The sequence below is a fragment of the Rhodococcus sp. T7 genome (assembly GCF_009872365.1).
GTDB lineage: Bacteria > Actinomycetota > Actinomycetes > Mycobacteriales > Mycobacteriaceae > Rhodococcus_F.
Window position 1 is genome coordinate 33,240 of the sequence record NZ_WXYH01000330.1, and the last position, 15,907, is coordinate 49,146.

At 65.6% G+C, this 15,907-nt stretch carries 14 protein-coding genes and 1 pseudogene; 5 read left to right on the plus strand and 10 right to left on the minus strand.

Annotation, left to right across the window (positions count from 1 at the left end; genetic code table 11):
- Positions 1-97 precede the first annotated feature (97 nt).
- The 3 genes from MLGJGCBP_RS28625 to MLGJGCBP_RS50700 all read left to right on the plus strand — a co-directional run bounded on the left by MLGJGCBP_RS28625 (position 98) and on the right by MLGJGCBP_RS50700 (position 2,799).
- Entirely contained in the window at positions 98-1,048 is a 951-nt protein-coding gene (locus MLGJGCBP_RS28625) for a metal-dependent hydrolase (protein ID WP_160099735.1), read from the plus strand.
- Complete coding sequence (locus MLGJGCBP_RS28630) at positions 1,048-2,205, plus strand: hypothetical protein (RefSeq protein ID WP_160099737.1); 1,158 nt, start codon at positions 1,048-1,050, stop codon at positions 2,203-2,205. Before MLGJGCBP_RS28625 ends, MLGJGCBP_RS28630 begins: the two co-directional genes overlap by 1 nt.
- A gap of 435 nt (positions 2,206-2,640) precedes the next feature.
- Positions 2,641-2,799 (plus strand): hypothetical protein, encoded by a 159-nt coding sequence (locus MLGJGCBP_RS50700; protein WP_201453225.1) that lies wholly within the window; start codon positions 2,641-2,643, stop codon positions 2,797-2,799.
- Positions 2,800-2,845: 46 nt separating this feature from the next.
- On the opposite strand, the gene MLGJGCBP_RS28635 is transcribed toward MLGJGCBP_RS50700, so the two are convergent.
- Both MLGJGCBP_RS28635 and MLGJGCBP_RS28640 read right to left on the minus strand, forming a co-directional pair.
- Positions 2,846-3,148 (minus strand): antibiotic biosynthesis monooxygenase family protein, encoded by a 303-nt coding sequence (locus MLGJGCBP_RS28635; protein WP_160099739.1) that lies wholly within the window; start codon positions 3,146-3,148, stop codon positions 2,846-2,848.
- 215 nt (positions 3,149-3,363) lie between these two features.
- Positions 3,364-5,718, minus strand: a complete 2,355-nt coding sequence (locus MLGJGCBP_RS28640) for an arylsulfatase (protein WP_160099741.1) — start codon at positions 5,716-5,718, stop codon at positions 3,364-3,366.
- 211 nt (positions 5,719-5,929) lie between these two features.
- Here MLGJGCBP_RS28640 and MLGJGCBP_RS54385 point away from each other — a divergent pair.
- Positions 5,930-6,550 (plus strand): annotated as a pseudogene (locus MLGJGCBP_RS54385) (hypothetical protein).
- Between the two features lie 304 nt (positions 6,551-6,854).
- Here MLGJGCBP_RS54385 and MLGJGCBP_RS28650 read toward each other — a convergent pair.
- The 8 genes from MLGJGCBP_RS28650 to MLGJGCBP_RS28685 all read right to left on the minus strand — a co-directional run bounded on the left by MLGJGCBP_RS28650 (position 6,855) and on the right by MLGJGCBP_RS28685 (position 14,575).
- Positions 6,855-7,262, minus strand: a complete 408-nt coding sequence (locus MLGJGCBP_RS28650) for a DUF302 domain-containing protein (protein ID WP_160099743.1) — start codon at positions 7,260-7,262, stop codon at positions 6,855-6,857.
- A 96-nt stretch (positions 7,263-7,358) separates the two neighbouring features.
- Positions 7,359-7,628, minus strand: coding sequence for a metal-sensitive transcriptional regulator (locus tag MLGJGCBP_RS28655; RefSeq protein ID WP_160099745.1), 270 nt, complete (start codon positions 7,626-7,628; stop codon positions 7,359-7,361).
- 318 nt (positions 7,629-7,946) lie between these two features.
- Positions 7,947-8,588 carry a hypothetical protein gene (locus MLGJGCBP_RS28660; RefSeq protein ID WP_160099747.1) on the minus strand — a complete coding sequence of 214 codons (642 nt, stop codon included), beginning with the start codon at positions 8,586-8,588 and terminating at the stop codon, positions 7,947-7,949.
- Entirely contained in the window at positions 8,588-9,592 is a 1,005-nt protein-coding gene (locus tag MLGJGCBP_RS28665) for an inorganic phosphate transporter (protein WP_160099749.1), read from the minus strand. Before MLGJGCBP_RS28665 ends, MLGJGCBP_RS28660 begins: the two co-directional genes overlap by 1 nt.
- 203 nt (positions 9,593-9,795) lie before the next feature.
- Positions 9,796-10,788 (minus strand): Acg family FMN-binding oxidoreductase, encoded by a 993-nt coding sequence (locus MLGJGCBP_RS28670; protein ID WP_236581417.1) that lies wholly within the window; start codon positions 10,786-10,788, stop codon positions 9,796-9,798.
- 108 nt (positions 10,789-10,896) lie between these two features.
- Positions 10,897-12,303, minus strand: coding sequence for a WS/DGAT/MGAT family O-acyltransferase (locus tag MLGJGCBP_RS28675; protein ID WP_160099751.1), 1,407 nt, complete (start codon positions 12,301-12,303; stop codon positions 10,897-10,899).
- Between the two features lie 62 nt (positions 12,304-12,365).
- Positions 12,366-12,974 (minus strand): Rv1733c family protein, encoded by a 609-nt coding sequence (locus MLGJGCBP_RS28680; protein WP_160099753.1) that lies wholly within the window; start codon positions 12,972-12,974, stop codon positions 12,366-12,368.
- Between the two features lie 317 nt (positions 12,975-13,291).
- The gene (locus MLGJGCBP_RS28685) at positions 13,292-14,575 is read right to left on the minus strand and encodes an MgtC/SapB family protein (RefSeq protein WP_160099755.1); all 1,284 of its coding nucleotides are present in this window, start codon (positions 14,573-14,575) and stop codon (positions 13,292-13,294) included.
- Between the two features lie 443 nt (positions 14,576-15,018).
- On the opposite strand from MLGJGCBP_RS28685, the gene MLGJGCBP_RS28690 reads away from it, so the two are divergent.
- Positions 15,019-15,897 (plus strand): universal stress protein, encoded by an 879-nt coding sequence (locus tag MLGJGCBP_RS28690; protein ID WP_160099757.1) that lies wholly within the window; start codon positions 15,019-15,021, stop codon positions 15,895-15,897.
- Positions 15,898-15,907 lie beyond the last annotated feature (10 nt).

The window sequence follows — 15,907 nt, forward strand, 5'->3', positions numbered from 1 at the left end:
ATACAGAGTTTATGGTGTGTGTATGTTGTTGGGGCTCGGGTCTCCACCTGCCCACAGACTTCAGCCCACTCAGGCCGCACGAGACGAGGAATTGCACATGTCCGACCTGCATCCCAGAAAGATGGATTTCGCGTTCGACGAACAGGACGTCCCGTTCCTCTGGAACCCCGACAACCCCGCCTGGTCGAGCATGTCGAACGCGATCTCGTTCCTGGCCATCGGTTTCGAGAAGATGATCGTCAAGGCGATCATGCAGGCGAAACCGTTGATGACCGATCCCGATGTCGCAGACGAGGCCGTGGCGTTCATGCGTCAGGAGGGCCACCATTCCACCGCGCATCGTCAGCACGTCAAGGCCCTGATCAGGCGGTATCCAGGACTCCAGAACACCCTCGACGCGGTGATCGGCGAGTTCGACCTCCTCACCGAGGCGACCAGCCTGAACTACCGCCTCGCCTACACCGCCGATCTGGAGGCGACGTTCACGCCGGTGTTCAAGCTGATGCTCGACAACGACGCGACCCTCTTCCGGCCGGGCGACGACCGGGTTGCGTCCCTGTTCATCTGGCACTTCGTCGAGGAGGTCGAACACCGTAGCTCAGCGCTGGTGATCTTCAATTCCCTTGTCGGAGATGAGCTGTACCGGATGAGGATGGCGCCGTCGATCTTCACGCATGTGATGAAGGTTGTCCGGATCGCCTGCGCCGGGTTCAACCAGCACGTCCCACTGAGGGAGCGGAAGGTCGATTCGATGTCGATGTTCGCGACGCACCGCACCAAGCAGAAGCTGCTCACCGCGTTCGCGCCCTACCTGAGCAAAGGGATCATGCCGCGCGCGTTCGACGACCTCCCCCGCGGGGAACAACTCACCGCCCTCGCCGGCGTCGTCCGTAGTCAGATGCCGAAACACAACCCGACGCACGAGAAGCTGCCCGCGCTCGCCGACGAGTGGTTCACCCGATACGACGCCGGCTACGACTGCTCCCGCTGGTACACCGCCGAGTCGGGTGAACATCGGACCGAGTCCGCGGCGGCGGTGGTCAACTAATGACCGATCTCTGCTCCCCCACCTTCGACCAGCTGTCGACGGCGCTCGGCTTCTCGTGCGCCGAGGCCGGTGGACTCGTCGAGGTCCGTAATCCGTTTGCCCTGGAGAACTGGACGCTGCCGGTTCTCGAGTTCACGATCGTGCTCGGGTCGGTGCTCGCGCTCGTGTTCGCGATCCTGCGCTGGCGCCGCAACGGCGATCCGACCACCCTGGCGCTCTGGTTCGGCGCCACCGCGTATCTGTTCGTCATCGAACCGCCGCTGTACTTTCCGGCGGCGTTCGGGATCGAGGAACACGTGGACACGATGTTCGCGCACAACGTGTTCACGGTGGAATTCCTGTGGGGCCGGCTTCCCCTGTACATCATTGCGATCTATCCGCTGATGGCCACGCTGGCCTTCGAGCTCGTCCGAATGCTCGGCGTCTTCCGAAAGTACGGCGTGCTCGTCGGCGCGGTCTGCGTGGGCTTCGTGCACCATGCGTTCTACGAGATATTCGATCAACTGGGGCCGCAGCTGAGGTGGTGGGAATGGTCGACCACCAACCCGGTCAACCAGCCGATGTTCGATGCGGTCCCGCTGCCGAGCGTCGTGGTGTTCGCCGCACTGTGGCCGATGTCGCTGGCGCTGTGCGTCCAGTTCTTCGTGGGTCGCCACGCCGACCGGGGCCGGGACTTTACTGGACTCGAACTGGCTTGGCGGACAATGGTAATCGGACTTTTGGCATCGGCGGGCACGTTCATCCTCCCCATCCCGGCGACCATCCTCGGGATGGAGAGCACCACGGTGCGAGGATTCCTCTACGCGGCGGAACTCGTCGTCGTCACGCTCGTCGCGTTCCCGGTCCTGGTGCGGCAGTGGTCGCGGCTGCGCGGGGGGGCGTCGGACGTTTCCGCCTACTCGAACGACTTCGTGCGTGTCTACAGCGCGGTGTACCTCGGCGTGATGGGTCTGTTGTGGGTGACCGCGTTACCGGACTACTTCGCTGCCGTCGACGGTGTCACGAGCAACGGCGATCCCATCGGAAATATCTGGTACACGATCGTCTGCTTCGCGATCGCGATTCTGTGCGTCGCCGCCACCTGCACGGTGCCGCGGAATTCCGTAAACGGACACGGCCCGGTCTCCGGCGAAAGGACGCCGAACGCTGTCCGATAGCTGCCGCTCATTCTCGTGATCGACAACCGCATCCTGCCAGTCCCGGTCGGTGACCGGACTGCCGTACGCGATCGGAGCGGTCACACCGAGCCGAGTACCGATCTGCTCCCACGACAGGCCACCGGCAAGCGCATCGATCACCGACCGGGCGAGGAGTTCTTCGTCCTCTTCGCCCGGTAGACGGACCGGGGATTGCACCAGCCGAAGCTGTCGACGGTTCGGGGCCGTCTCCTCATCCATTCGGGCGACTGTACCGGGGCCGGATTTCCTGTCCATTCGCCGAATGGCACGGCTGCGACAACCCGAGCACTTGGCTACCGGGCCGAGTGGCACGCGACCGGGTATGTGGTGTACAACATAGTCGGCCACGATGTGAACCAGATCACAGACGTGACCGTGAGGCACACATATAAGTAACCGACGAAAGCAGGACGCATGGCGACAGTCTCGATCACCCCGGCAACTCCCACCGTGTCGCGGACGCCCCGCCACGGCGGCTCCATGAGCACCGCGGAGATCAAGTCGAGGATCGAGGCCATGTTCGCCGACGACCGCACGCCCGCCCGTCGCGCGGGCACCGTAGTCTCGCCGTAGCTGTAGCGAACGGTGTGCTGCCCTCGGCCTGATGCGCGACGTCGCGCTAGAGGGCAGACTCATCAATAGGTGTGAAGTGCTCCACGACCGGGAACGGCTCGTAGAAGTGATGTAGCAGGTCCTTCCACTCCTGGTATCGAGCCGACCGACGAAATCCTTCGGTGTGGTCTTCGAGCTCCTCCCACTCGACCAGCAGAAGGTAGACATTCGGGCGCTCGTGGCCGCGTGACAAATGCAGTCGGCGGAATCCGGGCATCGACGAAATGATCGGCTCGGCCCGCCCGAATGCAGATTCGAATTCAGCGACCCTCTCGGGAGTCACGGACAGCAGTGCGTGTTCCAAGATCATCTCGGGGAACGCCGTTCTCTCGGGGCGGCGACGGGTTCGCGGTCGTCGGGCCGATGCTACGTGAATACCTCGATGAACACCGACAACCTTGCCTCAGGTGAACCACCCTGCAGAGGTTCTACCTTCAACTCCTTCCCGGGGGACGACCGCCGGGCGCGGGCTTCTGCGTCGCCCCTGCTGATGCTCCTATCAACTCGGTGCGCGCATGTGCGCGGCTAGTCGATCATGAACCAGCCCCTCACCTGTGCCTCGTGGTCGACGTAGTGTTGCCCGGAGACGTCGACGACGACCTTGTCGATGGTTCCGCCGGTGAACGGGAACGGTGCGGTGTAGTCGGCGGTGACCGGGGAGGCGCTGTCGCGTCCCACACAGATTCCGTCGCCGACGAGGCAGAACACCCCGGGCTGGGTGACAATCTCATTGCTGGCCACCTGTTGGTCGTCGAGGTAGAGGTCGAGGGTGCCGGTGAATCCGGGCATGGCCGGGTCCTCGTTCTTGCCCTTGACGGTGAATTCGGCGGTGCACACGTGCCCGCCCGGAGTGAAGTCGCGGTCGGCGGTCACGTCCTCGATACGGGTGCCGAGCCAGTTGAATGTGTAGCGGAGTCGGTGATCCTTGACGTACAGGCTGTGCCCGCCCGCGACGCCGCCGTGCGCGTAGAGGACGCCCTCGGCGTCGGTGCTGTCCACGTGGACTCCGGCCGCGATGGTGTAGGAGCGGCCGGTGATCGCGGCACCCGCGGTTTCGGGGACGTCCGCGCAGTTCGGGTAGTACACGTAGCGGTCCCGGCTCTTGCCGGGGTGCGGACGGTCGGCGAGGACCTGTTCGAGGGCGTTGCGGTCATCGAGCGGGAGGCCGTTGTAGATGCCGGCGTAGTAGAACCAGAGTTCCTTCATCTGGGCGAGGCGTTCCGGTTCGGTGTCGGCGAGGTTGTGGAGTTGGGCCCGGTCTTCGGCGAGGTGGTAGAGCTCCCAGACGTCGTGGCCGAAATTGCCCCACCCGGAGATCGGCGGGTGCAGGGCACACGCGAGCCATCCCTCGTGGTACAGGGAACGCTGGCCGAGCATCGCGTAGAACTGAGTCTCCTTTCCCGGGGCTTCGGAGTCGGTCAACGTCGCCGCGAAACTCTCCCCTTCGATCGGGCTCTGCGTGTAGCCCTTGAGCACCGCGGGCGGGTCGATGTCGAGGAGTTCGTAGATGGTGGGCACGACATCGACCGCGTGGATGTACTGGTGCAGCGGTTCGGTGCGGGGCGTCAGCTTCGCCGGCCAGGAGACCATGCACATGTCGGCGATGCCGCCCTCGTACCCCGCCCATCGCTTCCAATACGGGAACGGGGTGTCGAGCGCCCAGGCCCATCCGGTGTTGTAGTGGTTGTACGAGGCGGGGCCGCCGAGCTCGTCGAGGTGCGGCAGCGTCATTTCGGTGGTGTCGGCGACCCCGTTGAAGAACCGCCATTCGTTGAACGAACCGTTCGGGCCGCCCTCACCGCTGGCACCATTGTCGGAGATCACCACGAGCAGAGTGTTGTCGAGTTGGCCCGACTCGTCGAGGAAGTCGATCACCCGGCCCAGCTGATCGTCGGCGTAGGAGATGAACCCGGCGAATACCTCGGCCATCCGGATGAACAGGCGCTGCTCGTCGGCGGTGAGCGAGTCCCACGGGCGCACCGTGTCAAGCATCGGCCACAGTTGACCGTCCGGGCCGGTGGTGTTCGGCTCCCCGTGGGGGTTGATCGGTGACAGTTCGGTGTCCTCGGGCAGCAAGCCCAATTCCTTCTGGCGGGCGAGGATCTCGGCGCGGATGGCCTCGTAACCCTGGTCGAACTTGCCTTTGTACCGGTCGGCCCATTCCGCGGGGACGTGGTGGGGGGCATGCCCGGCCTGCGGGGCCAGGTACATGAAGAACGGTTTGTCGGGGTCGACGGCCTTGGCGTCGCGGATGAACTCGATCGACTTGTCGGACAGGTCCTTCGACAGGTGATAGCCGTCCTCGGGGGCTCCGGGCGCTTCGATGGGGTGGTTGTCGTAGACGAGATCCGGGTACCAACTGTTCGACTCTCCACCGAGGAAGCCGTAGAAGCGTTCGAACCCCCGGCCCAGCGGCCACCGGCTCTTGACCGCCGACATGTTGCATTCCTCGCTCGGGGTCAGATGCCATTTACCGACGCAGTAGGTGTTCCACCCGCGTTCGGCCAGTACCTCGGAGATGAATCCGTTCTCGAAGGGGATGTGGGTCGAGATGCCGGGGAACCCGGAGCTGAGTTCGGCGACCGTGGCCATCCCGTTGGACGTGGCGTTACGGCCGGTCAGCAGCGATGCGCGGGTCGGCGAACAGAGTGCCGTGGTGTGGAAATTCGAGTAGCGCACGCCTGCGTCGGCGATGCGCTGCATGGTGGGAGTCTCGATGGGACCGCCGAAGACGTCCATGCTGCCGTAGCCCACGTCGTCCCACGCGACCATCAGCACGTTCGGGGCGCCCTCGGGGGCCGCCTGCGGCAGGTACGGCGACCAGTCCGGAACCGAGTCCCGAATGTCGACCGCGATCTTGACTTTACGGTTCGTGGCCATGGCGTCGCTCCTCCGGTCGACGGCCCGCTGCGCACTTCTCGGCATGCGGGAACCCCACACATTTATCGTTCCCGCGCGGTGACCCAGGCGTCTACCCCCGGCACGCGCAAGCCTCGAGGGGTTTGTTCACCCGCGGTGCAGGAGCGCCGCGCCCCGGCCGCGACCGGGGCGCGTGCTGGTCCCGACACCCGACTTCGTCCGTGATTGATGCATGGCCGATCCGCGCAGCGGAGCCCATTACCGCCACCTGCGGACGCCCCGGGCCGCAGCGGTCGCGGGCATCGTCTTCGGTGCCCTTTTCGCCGCCAGCATCGTTCTGCTGGCGGCGGCGATGCCGACGACCGCGAGCACACCCCGGGGTGCGGGGCAACTCGCAGATCGCGGCAGCCCTGTTCCTCGCGCCGATCGCGGGCATCGCCTTCCTGCGGTTCATCGGGGTCCTCCGTGACCGGTTCGGGGACCTCGAGGACCGCTTCTTCGCGACCGTCTTCCTGGGCAGCGGGCTGCCGTTCGCGGGCGGTCTACTCGCCGTCTCCCGGAACACGAACGTGCGGAGAACGACATCGTCAACTTCGGACGGGAGGTGATGCTGCACGTCAACGTCTACGCCGTGCGCATGGCCGCGGTGTTCATGATCTCCCTGGCAACGATGTCGTTACGGACGCGGCTGATGCCGCGACCGCTGGTGGTCACCACCTATCTGCTCGCGGTCGTGCTGCTGGTCGTCGTCAGCTTCGCCTTCTGGGTGGCGCTGGTCTTCCCGGCGTGGGTGCTGGTGGTCAGCGTGCACATCCTCGCCGCCGAGCTCCGGCAACCAACCGATCCGGGCTGAGCCCTGCGGGACGGAATCGAACATTGCGCGCAACGACGCCAGTTGATCCCGGACTCCCCCGCTGCACATGCGGTGCCCGTCTCGGCACGCTCCTCCAGCATCCGGATCCCCGCGGTCACCATTGCGATCGCGAAATCGATCTCACGATGGGCTCGGATGTAGGCGGCCCAACTCATTGCCGACGAACGTGGCCGAGAGATTGACCCGCCGCCGCCGAGCAAGCCAAGCAGAATGCCGATGACCGCAGGGCGGCCACCTGTGTCACGATCCTCCGTTCCGTCCGTCTAATCGGATTGTGTAGATGTCAGGCCTGGTGCGCGGCGAGGGAGTCGATCGCGGCCCGGAGTTTGATGGTGGCGTCGTCGGCGACGTCTTTCAGTCCGGGTTCGTTGGTGACGTCGACCATCAGGGCTGGGTTCATTGCGTCGATGATGATGGTGTTCTCGGTGACGGTATCGGCGCGCACGACGACATTGCAGGGCAGCAGCAGCCCGATCTGTCGGTCGACGTTGACCGCGCGATGAGCCAGAGGCGGATTGCACGCGCCGAGGATCAGGTAGTCCTCCATCTCCTCACCTAGTTTCGCCTTCAGGGTGGCTTTCATGTCGATCTCGGTGAGTACCCCGAAACCCTGCTCTGCCAGCGCCTTCCGAGTTCGCTCCACTGCATCGGCGAAGGTTGTGTGCAAAGTTGTCGATAATGCGAGTTTCATGACGATTCGGCTTTCTCTTCGGGGTTCGTCGGATATGGCGTACGTAGTGCACGGCGGCTGATCGCCGGTTCGGTGAACCGGAGAGGAAGGCGCCGCTCAGGCGAGCGCGAGGAAGAGCTTTTCGAGTTCAGCCTCGGTCATGGGTTCGGCACCCTCCGCGGCCTCGCCGCTCAGGCATTCACGCAATCCGGTTGCGACGATTTTGAACCCGGCGCGATCCAGGGCGCGTGAGACCGCAGCGAGCTGGGTGACGACGTCCTTGCAGTCGCGGCCCTGTTCGATCATTGAGATCACCCCAGCCAGCTGCCCGTGCGCGCGGCGGAGCCGATTGAGTACCAACGCAATGCCTTCTTCGTCGCCGACCATGATTGCCCCTTTCGTGAAACCTGACACGATTATACCCCAGGGGGTATCCAGTGTGGCGTGTACGGGAGGGTCCGCGAGGGCGACAGCGTTCGGGCGCCTGGTCGCGTCCCTCAGTCGTCCGCACCACCCGAAGGGGTGCGTTATCGAGCGACCCCCCGCGACGTCGACGAGGGACCGCAGGAGCGCTGCGGTACGCATACCGAGTCCCCACGAACTCTGCGGACTTCAGCGCACCCGTTGTCACTTCTTCTGCAGCGCAGCGCTTTCAGTGCGATCCTCGTCGGCAGATGGGTCCTGCTACGCGGCTGGGGGCTCCGCTCACCGTGACTTGTACACCGAGTACCAGGTGCGCCGCGCCACACGCATCATCGCGGCGTGCAGATGTTCAGCTCGGCGATACAGTTCCCGCCTGCGTAACTCCCGCCGGACGTCGGGTTCGTTTTCGAGGTCGGCGATCGCAGCGCGGTAGGCGTGTTCAACCATGGACAAATCTTCGATGGCGCGGTCCGCGCACTGTGCCGCGTCCCCGCTCGGCAGTTTTCGCAGCCCCCGTGCGAGGGGGATCAGCGCACTCGCGAGCCTGTCTATCAACTCGACGAGGTAAGGATCGGGCGAGGCGCAGGTCGGGCCGGAACATGACAGCTCGGACTCTCGGATCACGGCGTACCCGGCCTCGGCGATCTCGCCGAGACGCTCCCCCAGTTCGAATAGATCCTCAGCCTCGATGGGGGTGCTGAAGCTGTCGCGCACAGCATTGTTGAGAGTGCGGCGGGCACGATGCTCGTTTCCCGCGGCGACCCGCAGCTCCGCGACCGCCTCGTGGGTCGGGGTCTTGCCGTGTCCCCAGTCGCTCAACACGTGCACGCAGTGCTCGACGATGTCGAGCTGTTGGCGCAGCATGTCCAGCACGTCGAACGAGCGTGGCAGGAACCACGCATTGGACAGTCGCGGCCGATGCATCAGATCGCCCCCCACACCGGAAACAGCACCGCCCCTAGCAATGTGGTCATCGGTAGGGTGACCACCCAGGCCACGCCCATCTCTGTGACTACCTTCCAGTGCACATGCCGCGCGCGATGTTGCGCGCCCGTACCCACGACACCGGCGGCGACCACATGTGTGGTGCTGACCGGCGCACCGACGAGGGAGGCACCGAGAATCACGCCGGCGGCGCCGGCCTGACTGACCAGCCCGTCGAGCGGTGTCATCCGAAACACCCCACGGCCCACCGTCCGCACGATACGCCACCCGCCGAACGCGGTCCCGATCGTCAGACTGGTCGCAGCTGCCAGCTTGACCCACAGCGGCACGGTGAACTCGGTGAGCTGACCACCCGCTATGAGCAGCAGCGTGATCACCCCCATGGATTTCTGCGCATCATTGCCGCCGTGGCTCAATGCGAGGGTGGCGGCGGTGACCCATTCGGTGCGGCGCACCGGGCCGAGGGCTCGGCGTCGGGCGCGGCGCATCAATCGCCAGGCGATGGTCGCGAGCAGCGCACACGCGGCCGCGCCGAGAAGTGGGGAGATCGCCAGGCCGACCAGGATCCCCACGACGCCGGAAGGTCGGCCGTCGGTGAATCCGCCCCAGTGCACCCCACTCGGGCCCGCAGCGACCAGGGACGCACCGACCAGTCCGCCGACCAGGGCGTGCGACGAGCTCGATGGCAGCCCGAACCACCAGGTGAGGAGGTTCCACGCGATCGCTGCGGTCAGTGCGGCGCCGACCGCGGTGACCGTCGCGCTCGCGGGGAGTGTGACGACTCCTCCGACGGTGTCGGCGACGGCCGTTCCCACGACCAACGGACCGATGAAGTTCCCGGCCGCAGCCAGGATGAGCGCATGTTCGGGGCGAGCAGCCCGGGTGGCGACGAGCGCGGCGATCGAGTTCGCGGAGTCGTGGAAGCCGTTGGTGAGGTCGAACGCGAGCGCTGTCGCGATCGCCAGCAGGACAGCGACCTCCACGGCTCAGCACACGCGATCGGTGTGCGGGCCCTCTGCGGCCGGTGTCGAACAGGCAATCACCGACACCGGAGACGGGATCATTTGGGTCACAGCCCCGTCGGCTCCGATGGTCGCGGCGAGGGCGAGGATCCGTCGGCGACGGCGTGACGTCCGATCGGCGAACATCCGCAACGCCGTGGCGGCGGGATCAGACCCCTGCATCGTCAGGCCTCCGGTCGGTCGCGGAAGAGAACCTCGGAGAGCGGTCGTCTGGGCGTTGTCGAGGGCGATGCGCTCGGTGACCGGATGCCGACCCTGATGAGGACTTGAGGCAGGCCATCGCCGTCGAGCAACTCACCTACCCGGGTTCTCGTTTCCCCCAGCTCGGTCATGTGCGTCACCGGGCACGTACCGAGGCCTCGAGCGGTGCAGGCCAGCAGGAGCGCCGAGAGCGCCTCGCCGCATCGCAACCAGTCCAGTCTCGAGTCCGCGCCGGTGGTGAGTACGAGTATCGCGGCACGGTCCTCCATATCGCCGGGGTCACACGTGGCAGTGCCGGTGGGGAACTCGCGTCCGACCGGGACCGTTCCGGGTGACGATGCGGGTAGTGCGGCCGAGGGAATCCCGTCGGGATACAGTGCGTGGCCCGCCCACCACTGCAGCTCGGCTTGATACACGGGGTTTCCGCGGCGCAGACCGCTGAGGCGACGGGACATTGCCTCGAGTGTGGGGCGGGCGCGGTCCCCGATGTCTTCCACGTGTATTCCTGCGCGCTCGGCGAGTTCGGTCACCTGTGCGAGGGTGTCGTCCCACGAGGTAGGAGCGGCCATCGGGAGGCGCTCGGTGTGCCGGCGTGCAATCGCCGATGCCAGGGCGATCTCGGATCCGGACACCTCCGCCGCGGGGGTAAATGCAACAGTTGCCAGACACTGACGGCTCGCCGAATGAGGCATGCGTTCGATCGCCGCATCCCAATGATGCTCGAGTAGAGCATATTCGAGATGGTTGAGCACCGCACCGCAGGACACCACCATTTGGCGTCCGAACGAATCGGTGGCGGGCAGGATGCGGTCGGGATCACTGAACAGTGTCAGGCCCTCCGGCTCGAGGACCCACCGCCACGGTTGACTGTTGTGAAGCGATGGTGCCCGGCAGGCCAATGCGACCACCGACTCGATCGTGCGCCAACTCGGCATCGTCTCCGCAGGTGTGCCCATCACCCACCTCATTATTCGTAGGACCAGGTGCGCCGGTTGGTGCCGTCGTAGTGATATCGAGTCTCGCTTATCGGGCCCTCACACCGGTAGGGCCGGAGGTCATTGCCATTAGCTGCCTGCGGTCTCCAAGCGGGCGGCCGTCAGCAGTGAGGACACGCCCTGTTCGATCGACGTAGCCAGGTCGGCGAGGTCCGGGGTGCTGTCGTAGTCACCGGTCAGACCGAACGTCAGAGTGTCGGCGTAGCTGAGGATTGCGATGCCGATGCGCAACCGCAGTGCGATGGGTACGTACGGGAAGATGTCGAGGATCCTTCGGCCCAGGACGTGACGAGGTTGTCGGGGTCCGGGGATGTTGGTGGCCACAGCCACCACGCTGTGCTGGGGGAATCGGGTGGCCAGCCGCAACGCCCAGGCCAAGGGCATGAACGGACCGTACTGTGCCAACGTAGTGAACACCTTTCCGCCCTGGGCTTCCTTGCCTGCCTTGTGCGCAGACAGCCTTTGATGCACTGCGGTGAGCTGTTCGACGTGATCCTCGATGTCGACCGGCAGAAACGGCAGCATGAGCGATACCTGGTTGTGAAGAGATTCGGCGTCGTCGTTCGGGGACCGCACCGAGACCGGCACCAGTGTGCGCACCGTGTGTGCGTCGGGGTGTTCACCCCGTCGAAGGAGCAGTGTGCGCAATCCACCGGTGATGGCCGCGAGGGCGACGTCGTTGACCGTCACACCGTATGCCGCGCAGATCTCCCGGACATCCGTCATCCGGGTGCGGGCACCGCGGTAGCGTCGTTGCTTGCCTATCGGACCGATCAGGGACGTGTCGGAAGACGACGTCAGCATCTCGGACAGGAGCCGGACAAGTCCCCGGCTCGCTCCCAGTCCCGCCTGAGCGATCGTCAGAGGAGCCCGCAGGATCGTCTCGAGTAATGCGTACTGGTGGCTCGGGGAGAACAGCGTGGAGATCGAGGATGCCGGCGGTGGTTGAGGAGCGGGGTGCTCCGGGCCTGACGAGTCGGCGGCGGGGTCCATTGTCCGCTCTACCTCGTCACACATCGCCTCGAACAGTCGTGTTCCGGTGATCCCGTCGGCCATACAGTGGTGGAGTTTGGCGAGCATCGCCCAGCGGTCGCCGCTGAGTCCTTCCACCATCCAGCATTCCCACAGCGGGTGGTCCCGGTCGAGCCGGTGCCCCATGACCCGGGCAACGAATCCGAACAGTGCCTCCTCCTCGCCCGGGTTGGGGATGGCGACCCGTCGCAGGTGTCGGTCGAGGTCGAAGTTCGCATCTTCCGTCCACGACGGGGCACTGACATCGAGTGGGGCCGTGCGGAGTTTGTCGCGTGCGTGGGGGAGGTTGAGCAGACGCGCCGCGACGGCGTCGCGGAACTCCTTCTGATTGGGCGGGGGTCCTTCGATGACTGCCAGCGCTCCGATGGTCAGGCTCGCATGCCGGTCGGAGTCTTCCGTTTCCAGGAAGCCGGCGTCGAGGAAACTCAGCGTGTCATTTTCCATGGCCGCCCTCATCGCCTTCCAGTGTGGTGTTTCTGGGGTCCGGATTCACCGCCGTGTCGACTTCAGCTCACGGGCCATCCGGGTGCCTTTCCGATGCCGGCCCATTCCCGGTTCCATTGCGCGAGTCGGTGCCTCGATGCGCTCCAATGCACTCCGAGCAGGAACAGTACTCCCGCGATGATGCTCGTTGCCCACACTGCGATGGCGCCGATGACCGCGGCGACCGCGCTCTCCCCGCCGGTCATCGGCGCGGCACTGAGATTCCCGTTCGCGTCGACCCAGATGCTCACAGCGTCCCCGGCTTTCGCCTCGGAATCTGCGTCGATCATGTGCGTGTGCCCGATGCCACCGACGGACCAGTGCACCCGTGCCTGGCCGACATCGGGGCCGCCGGTTCCGCGCACCGCATCCTCGTTGTACACGCGGACCGCGTCCTCGACGAGCACAGCGCTCACCTCGCTACGGGTCGCTCCTTCGACTCGTGCTTGGTCTCTCAGTCTGGTGTAGGTGGCTGTTCCGAACGCCGCGGCGACCGGGAGCAGGAGCAGGACCACCGCGACGACAACGATGACGATGACGGATTCGAGGCGGTCGCTCGGACGCATCAGCGCGTTGCGGCTCCATGGCACCAACCGCCAGATTCGCACTGGTGTAGTCAGTTCCCCAGCCATCACGACCTCCTGCGTTCCGCACTCTCAGTCTTGCGGCTCGTGTCACGGGTCTATAGAGCCCAAGGTCATCTCGCGTCCGTCTCGTGGAGACTTCGGGCCAGCCCCGAAAACGTCAGGAGCGGACCGGTTCATGTGCGCGGAAGCTCCCCACTCGTCACGTCTGGCGGGATTTTCTCCGCCGCCTCGGCCACGGGATACGAACACCCGTGATCAGGCGTTCGTCCCGCTTCGCTCGGGAGGTCCGGACGGGCAGTCCTCGGCCGGCGAGTGGGTCAATCTGGATGTATCGGTTGTTGCTTCGCCGACGGCATCGGTCGTCAATGCACGACGGTCCACAAGGTTATGGCCGAGAGCGCAACCGGCCCGATCAGACACGCGGCGAGTCTGGTTGCGAACGCCCACGTTCCCGCCACCACCGCCAGGACGAGCTTGGTGACGAGATTCGTACCGACCGCCACCGCTGCAGCGGTGGTCGCGGTGTCGACAGATATTGTGCCACCGGCTGCGGCCGCAGCCGCCAACGACGAGGAATGGGCATCAGCCAGGCCTCCGACAGCCGATGCTGCGATGACACCGCCACTTCCGAACACACCTGCGGCGCCCTTCGTCAGGACGAGCAGGACGAGCAGTAAGCCTGTCAACGACAGAGTCGCCGGGACCGAGATCGGGCGGTCGAGCAACCCGATCGACCGACCCTCCCGGGTGTCGGCCGACTGCTCGCGTGGCCGGCGGAGCACCAGTAGCGCGGTTTCGGCTGCGATCATCACTGCCGCACCGCCGAACACCATTGCCAGTTGCGCGGAAACTGCGGAGTTGACGACCCAGGTGATGCCGATAACGAGAACGATGGTGGATACGTTGACGACCAGGGCTGCAGGTAGGGCGTCCTTGGTGTTGGTCTGGCGGGCTGCGCGTGCCATGACCGCAGTGGTCGCGGCGCCGGAGACGAATCCACCGCCGATGCCGACGATGAGCAGCCCCCACCGCGGCCCGAGGATCCGGGTGGCAACGTAACCCGCCCATCCGATCAAGCTCAGCGCCAGTACCAGTCGACCGATAGTCGCGGGATTCAATGCGCCGTAGGGCCCGACATCACGGTCCGGGAGCACGGGCAGGACCAGGAAGGCGATCGCCACCAATACGCAGAAGTCGATGATGTCGCGTTCGTCGATCATGTGCTCGGCGAATTCGTGTATCGGGGACTTGACCGCGAGGAGAACCAGCACGATGACGCCGAGCGCGACCGCGAGCGACGGATAGTGCAAGGCGAGCGCACCCAGCAGGAAGGCGACCAGTGCGGCGAACGAGGTGGTGGTTCCCACGTCCGGTCGGTCCGGCGCGTGTGCTCGGACCCAGTACCAGCACACGATGAGAGCCGCCACCGCGACAAATGCGGCGGGCACGACCACGTCACCGACGTGGGCCGCCACCGCACCGGCGAGGGTGATCAGCGGGAACGTTCGGGCGCCGGGTAACTCGGGTGTGACCGAGTCCGCGCCGTCTGCTGCAGAACGGGCCGCGTGTTCGCGCTCGATCCCCAGCCCGAGTCCGATCAGCAGGGCGGCTACGTACCCGTATGCGTGGAACTGTGCGAGATCCATGATGGGCGGGCCGCTGGAGGGTCAGCGCTTCGGACGGTTCCGAGGTGACTGAAGCCCTCCCCCCTGCCGGTGCCCGGGTCCACGGGTTCAGGGGCACAGATCGACTCGCATCGTGGGCTGATCCTGGCCGTGCTGAGGACGCAATCGGAGGCCATACCGTCAGACTGTCAGTGCGAGCCTCTCACCAGTAGGGTCTTCGGACCCGACCCTGGCCGCGGAGCAGGCTTCCCCAGACCCCGTACGGGGTCTGGGGCCCGGCGGCACCGCCCCACCGCGGTGTGCCGGTGGTATTCGCCGATCGCACGGCCGGAAGAGCGTCGTCGTATCGTTGCCCGATGGCGGCGGCTCCGGAAGCCGGGACCTTCGGCTCTATGAGCCCTTCGTAGCGGCGAAGACGATTGGTGCACGGGACGAACGCCGACTCACGCGAGGAGACCTTCATCATGACCGCCCACCAGCCGATCGTCGTCGGAGTTGACGGGCAGTCGGCGCTGGCCGCCGTGACCTGGGCCGCACGTGAGGCCGTCTATCACGACGCCCCGTTGGTTCTGGTCACCGTTACCTCGATGCCCGGGGACTCGGGTGTCCCGACCGGCATACCCGCCGGCTTCTTCGACGACCAAGGACTCGCCGCGAGGAAGCGACTGGAAAAGGCTGAGGAATTCGCTCGGGCGGCCGCCCACGGCCACGACATCGATATCGAGATCGCGCGCAGCACAGGCTCACCGACTCGCGAATTGCTCGAGCGGTCGGAGACGGCACGCATGGTGGTGGTCGGCAGCAACCGGTACGGGCCGGTGGAGCGGGCACTGCTCGGTTCGGTCAGTACCGCAGTCGTCACCCACGCCCGGTGTCCCGTTGCCGTGGTCCGCGAGCTCCCCCATACCGAGGTGACCGAGATAGTCGGACCGGTCGTTGTCGGAGTGGACGGGACCGCGAACAGCGAACCCGCGATTTCCGTAGCGTTCGAGGAGGCTGCGCAACGGCAGGTCGGACTGGTGGCCGTGCACGCCTGGTCCGATATCGACCTCGATCTCGCGGGCTGGCGCGGTAGCGGCTTCGAATGGGAGAAGCAGCACACCCGCGAAATGGCACTGCTGGCGGAAAGCCTGTCCGGTCGCGCCGAGGAGTACCCGGACGTCAAGGTCCAGGCGGTGGTGGTGATCGACCGTCCTGTCCACAATTTGCGCGCACAAGCCGAACGCGCACAACTTCTGGTTGTGGGCAGCCGAGGTCGTGGTGGATTCGCGAGCATGTTGCTGGGATCGACCAGTCGGGCCCTGCTGCATACCGTCACCTGCCCGCTGATCGTCGCCCGCTGAGTTCGCGGAC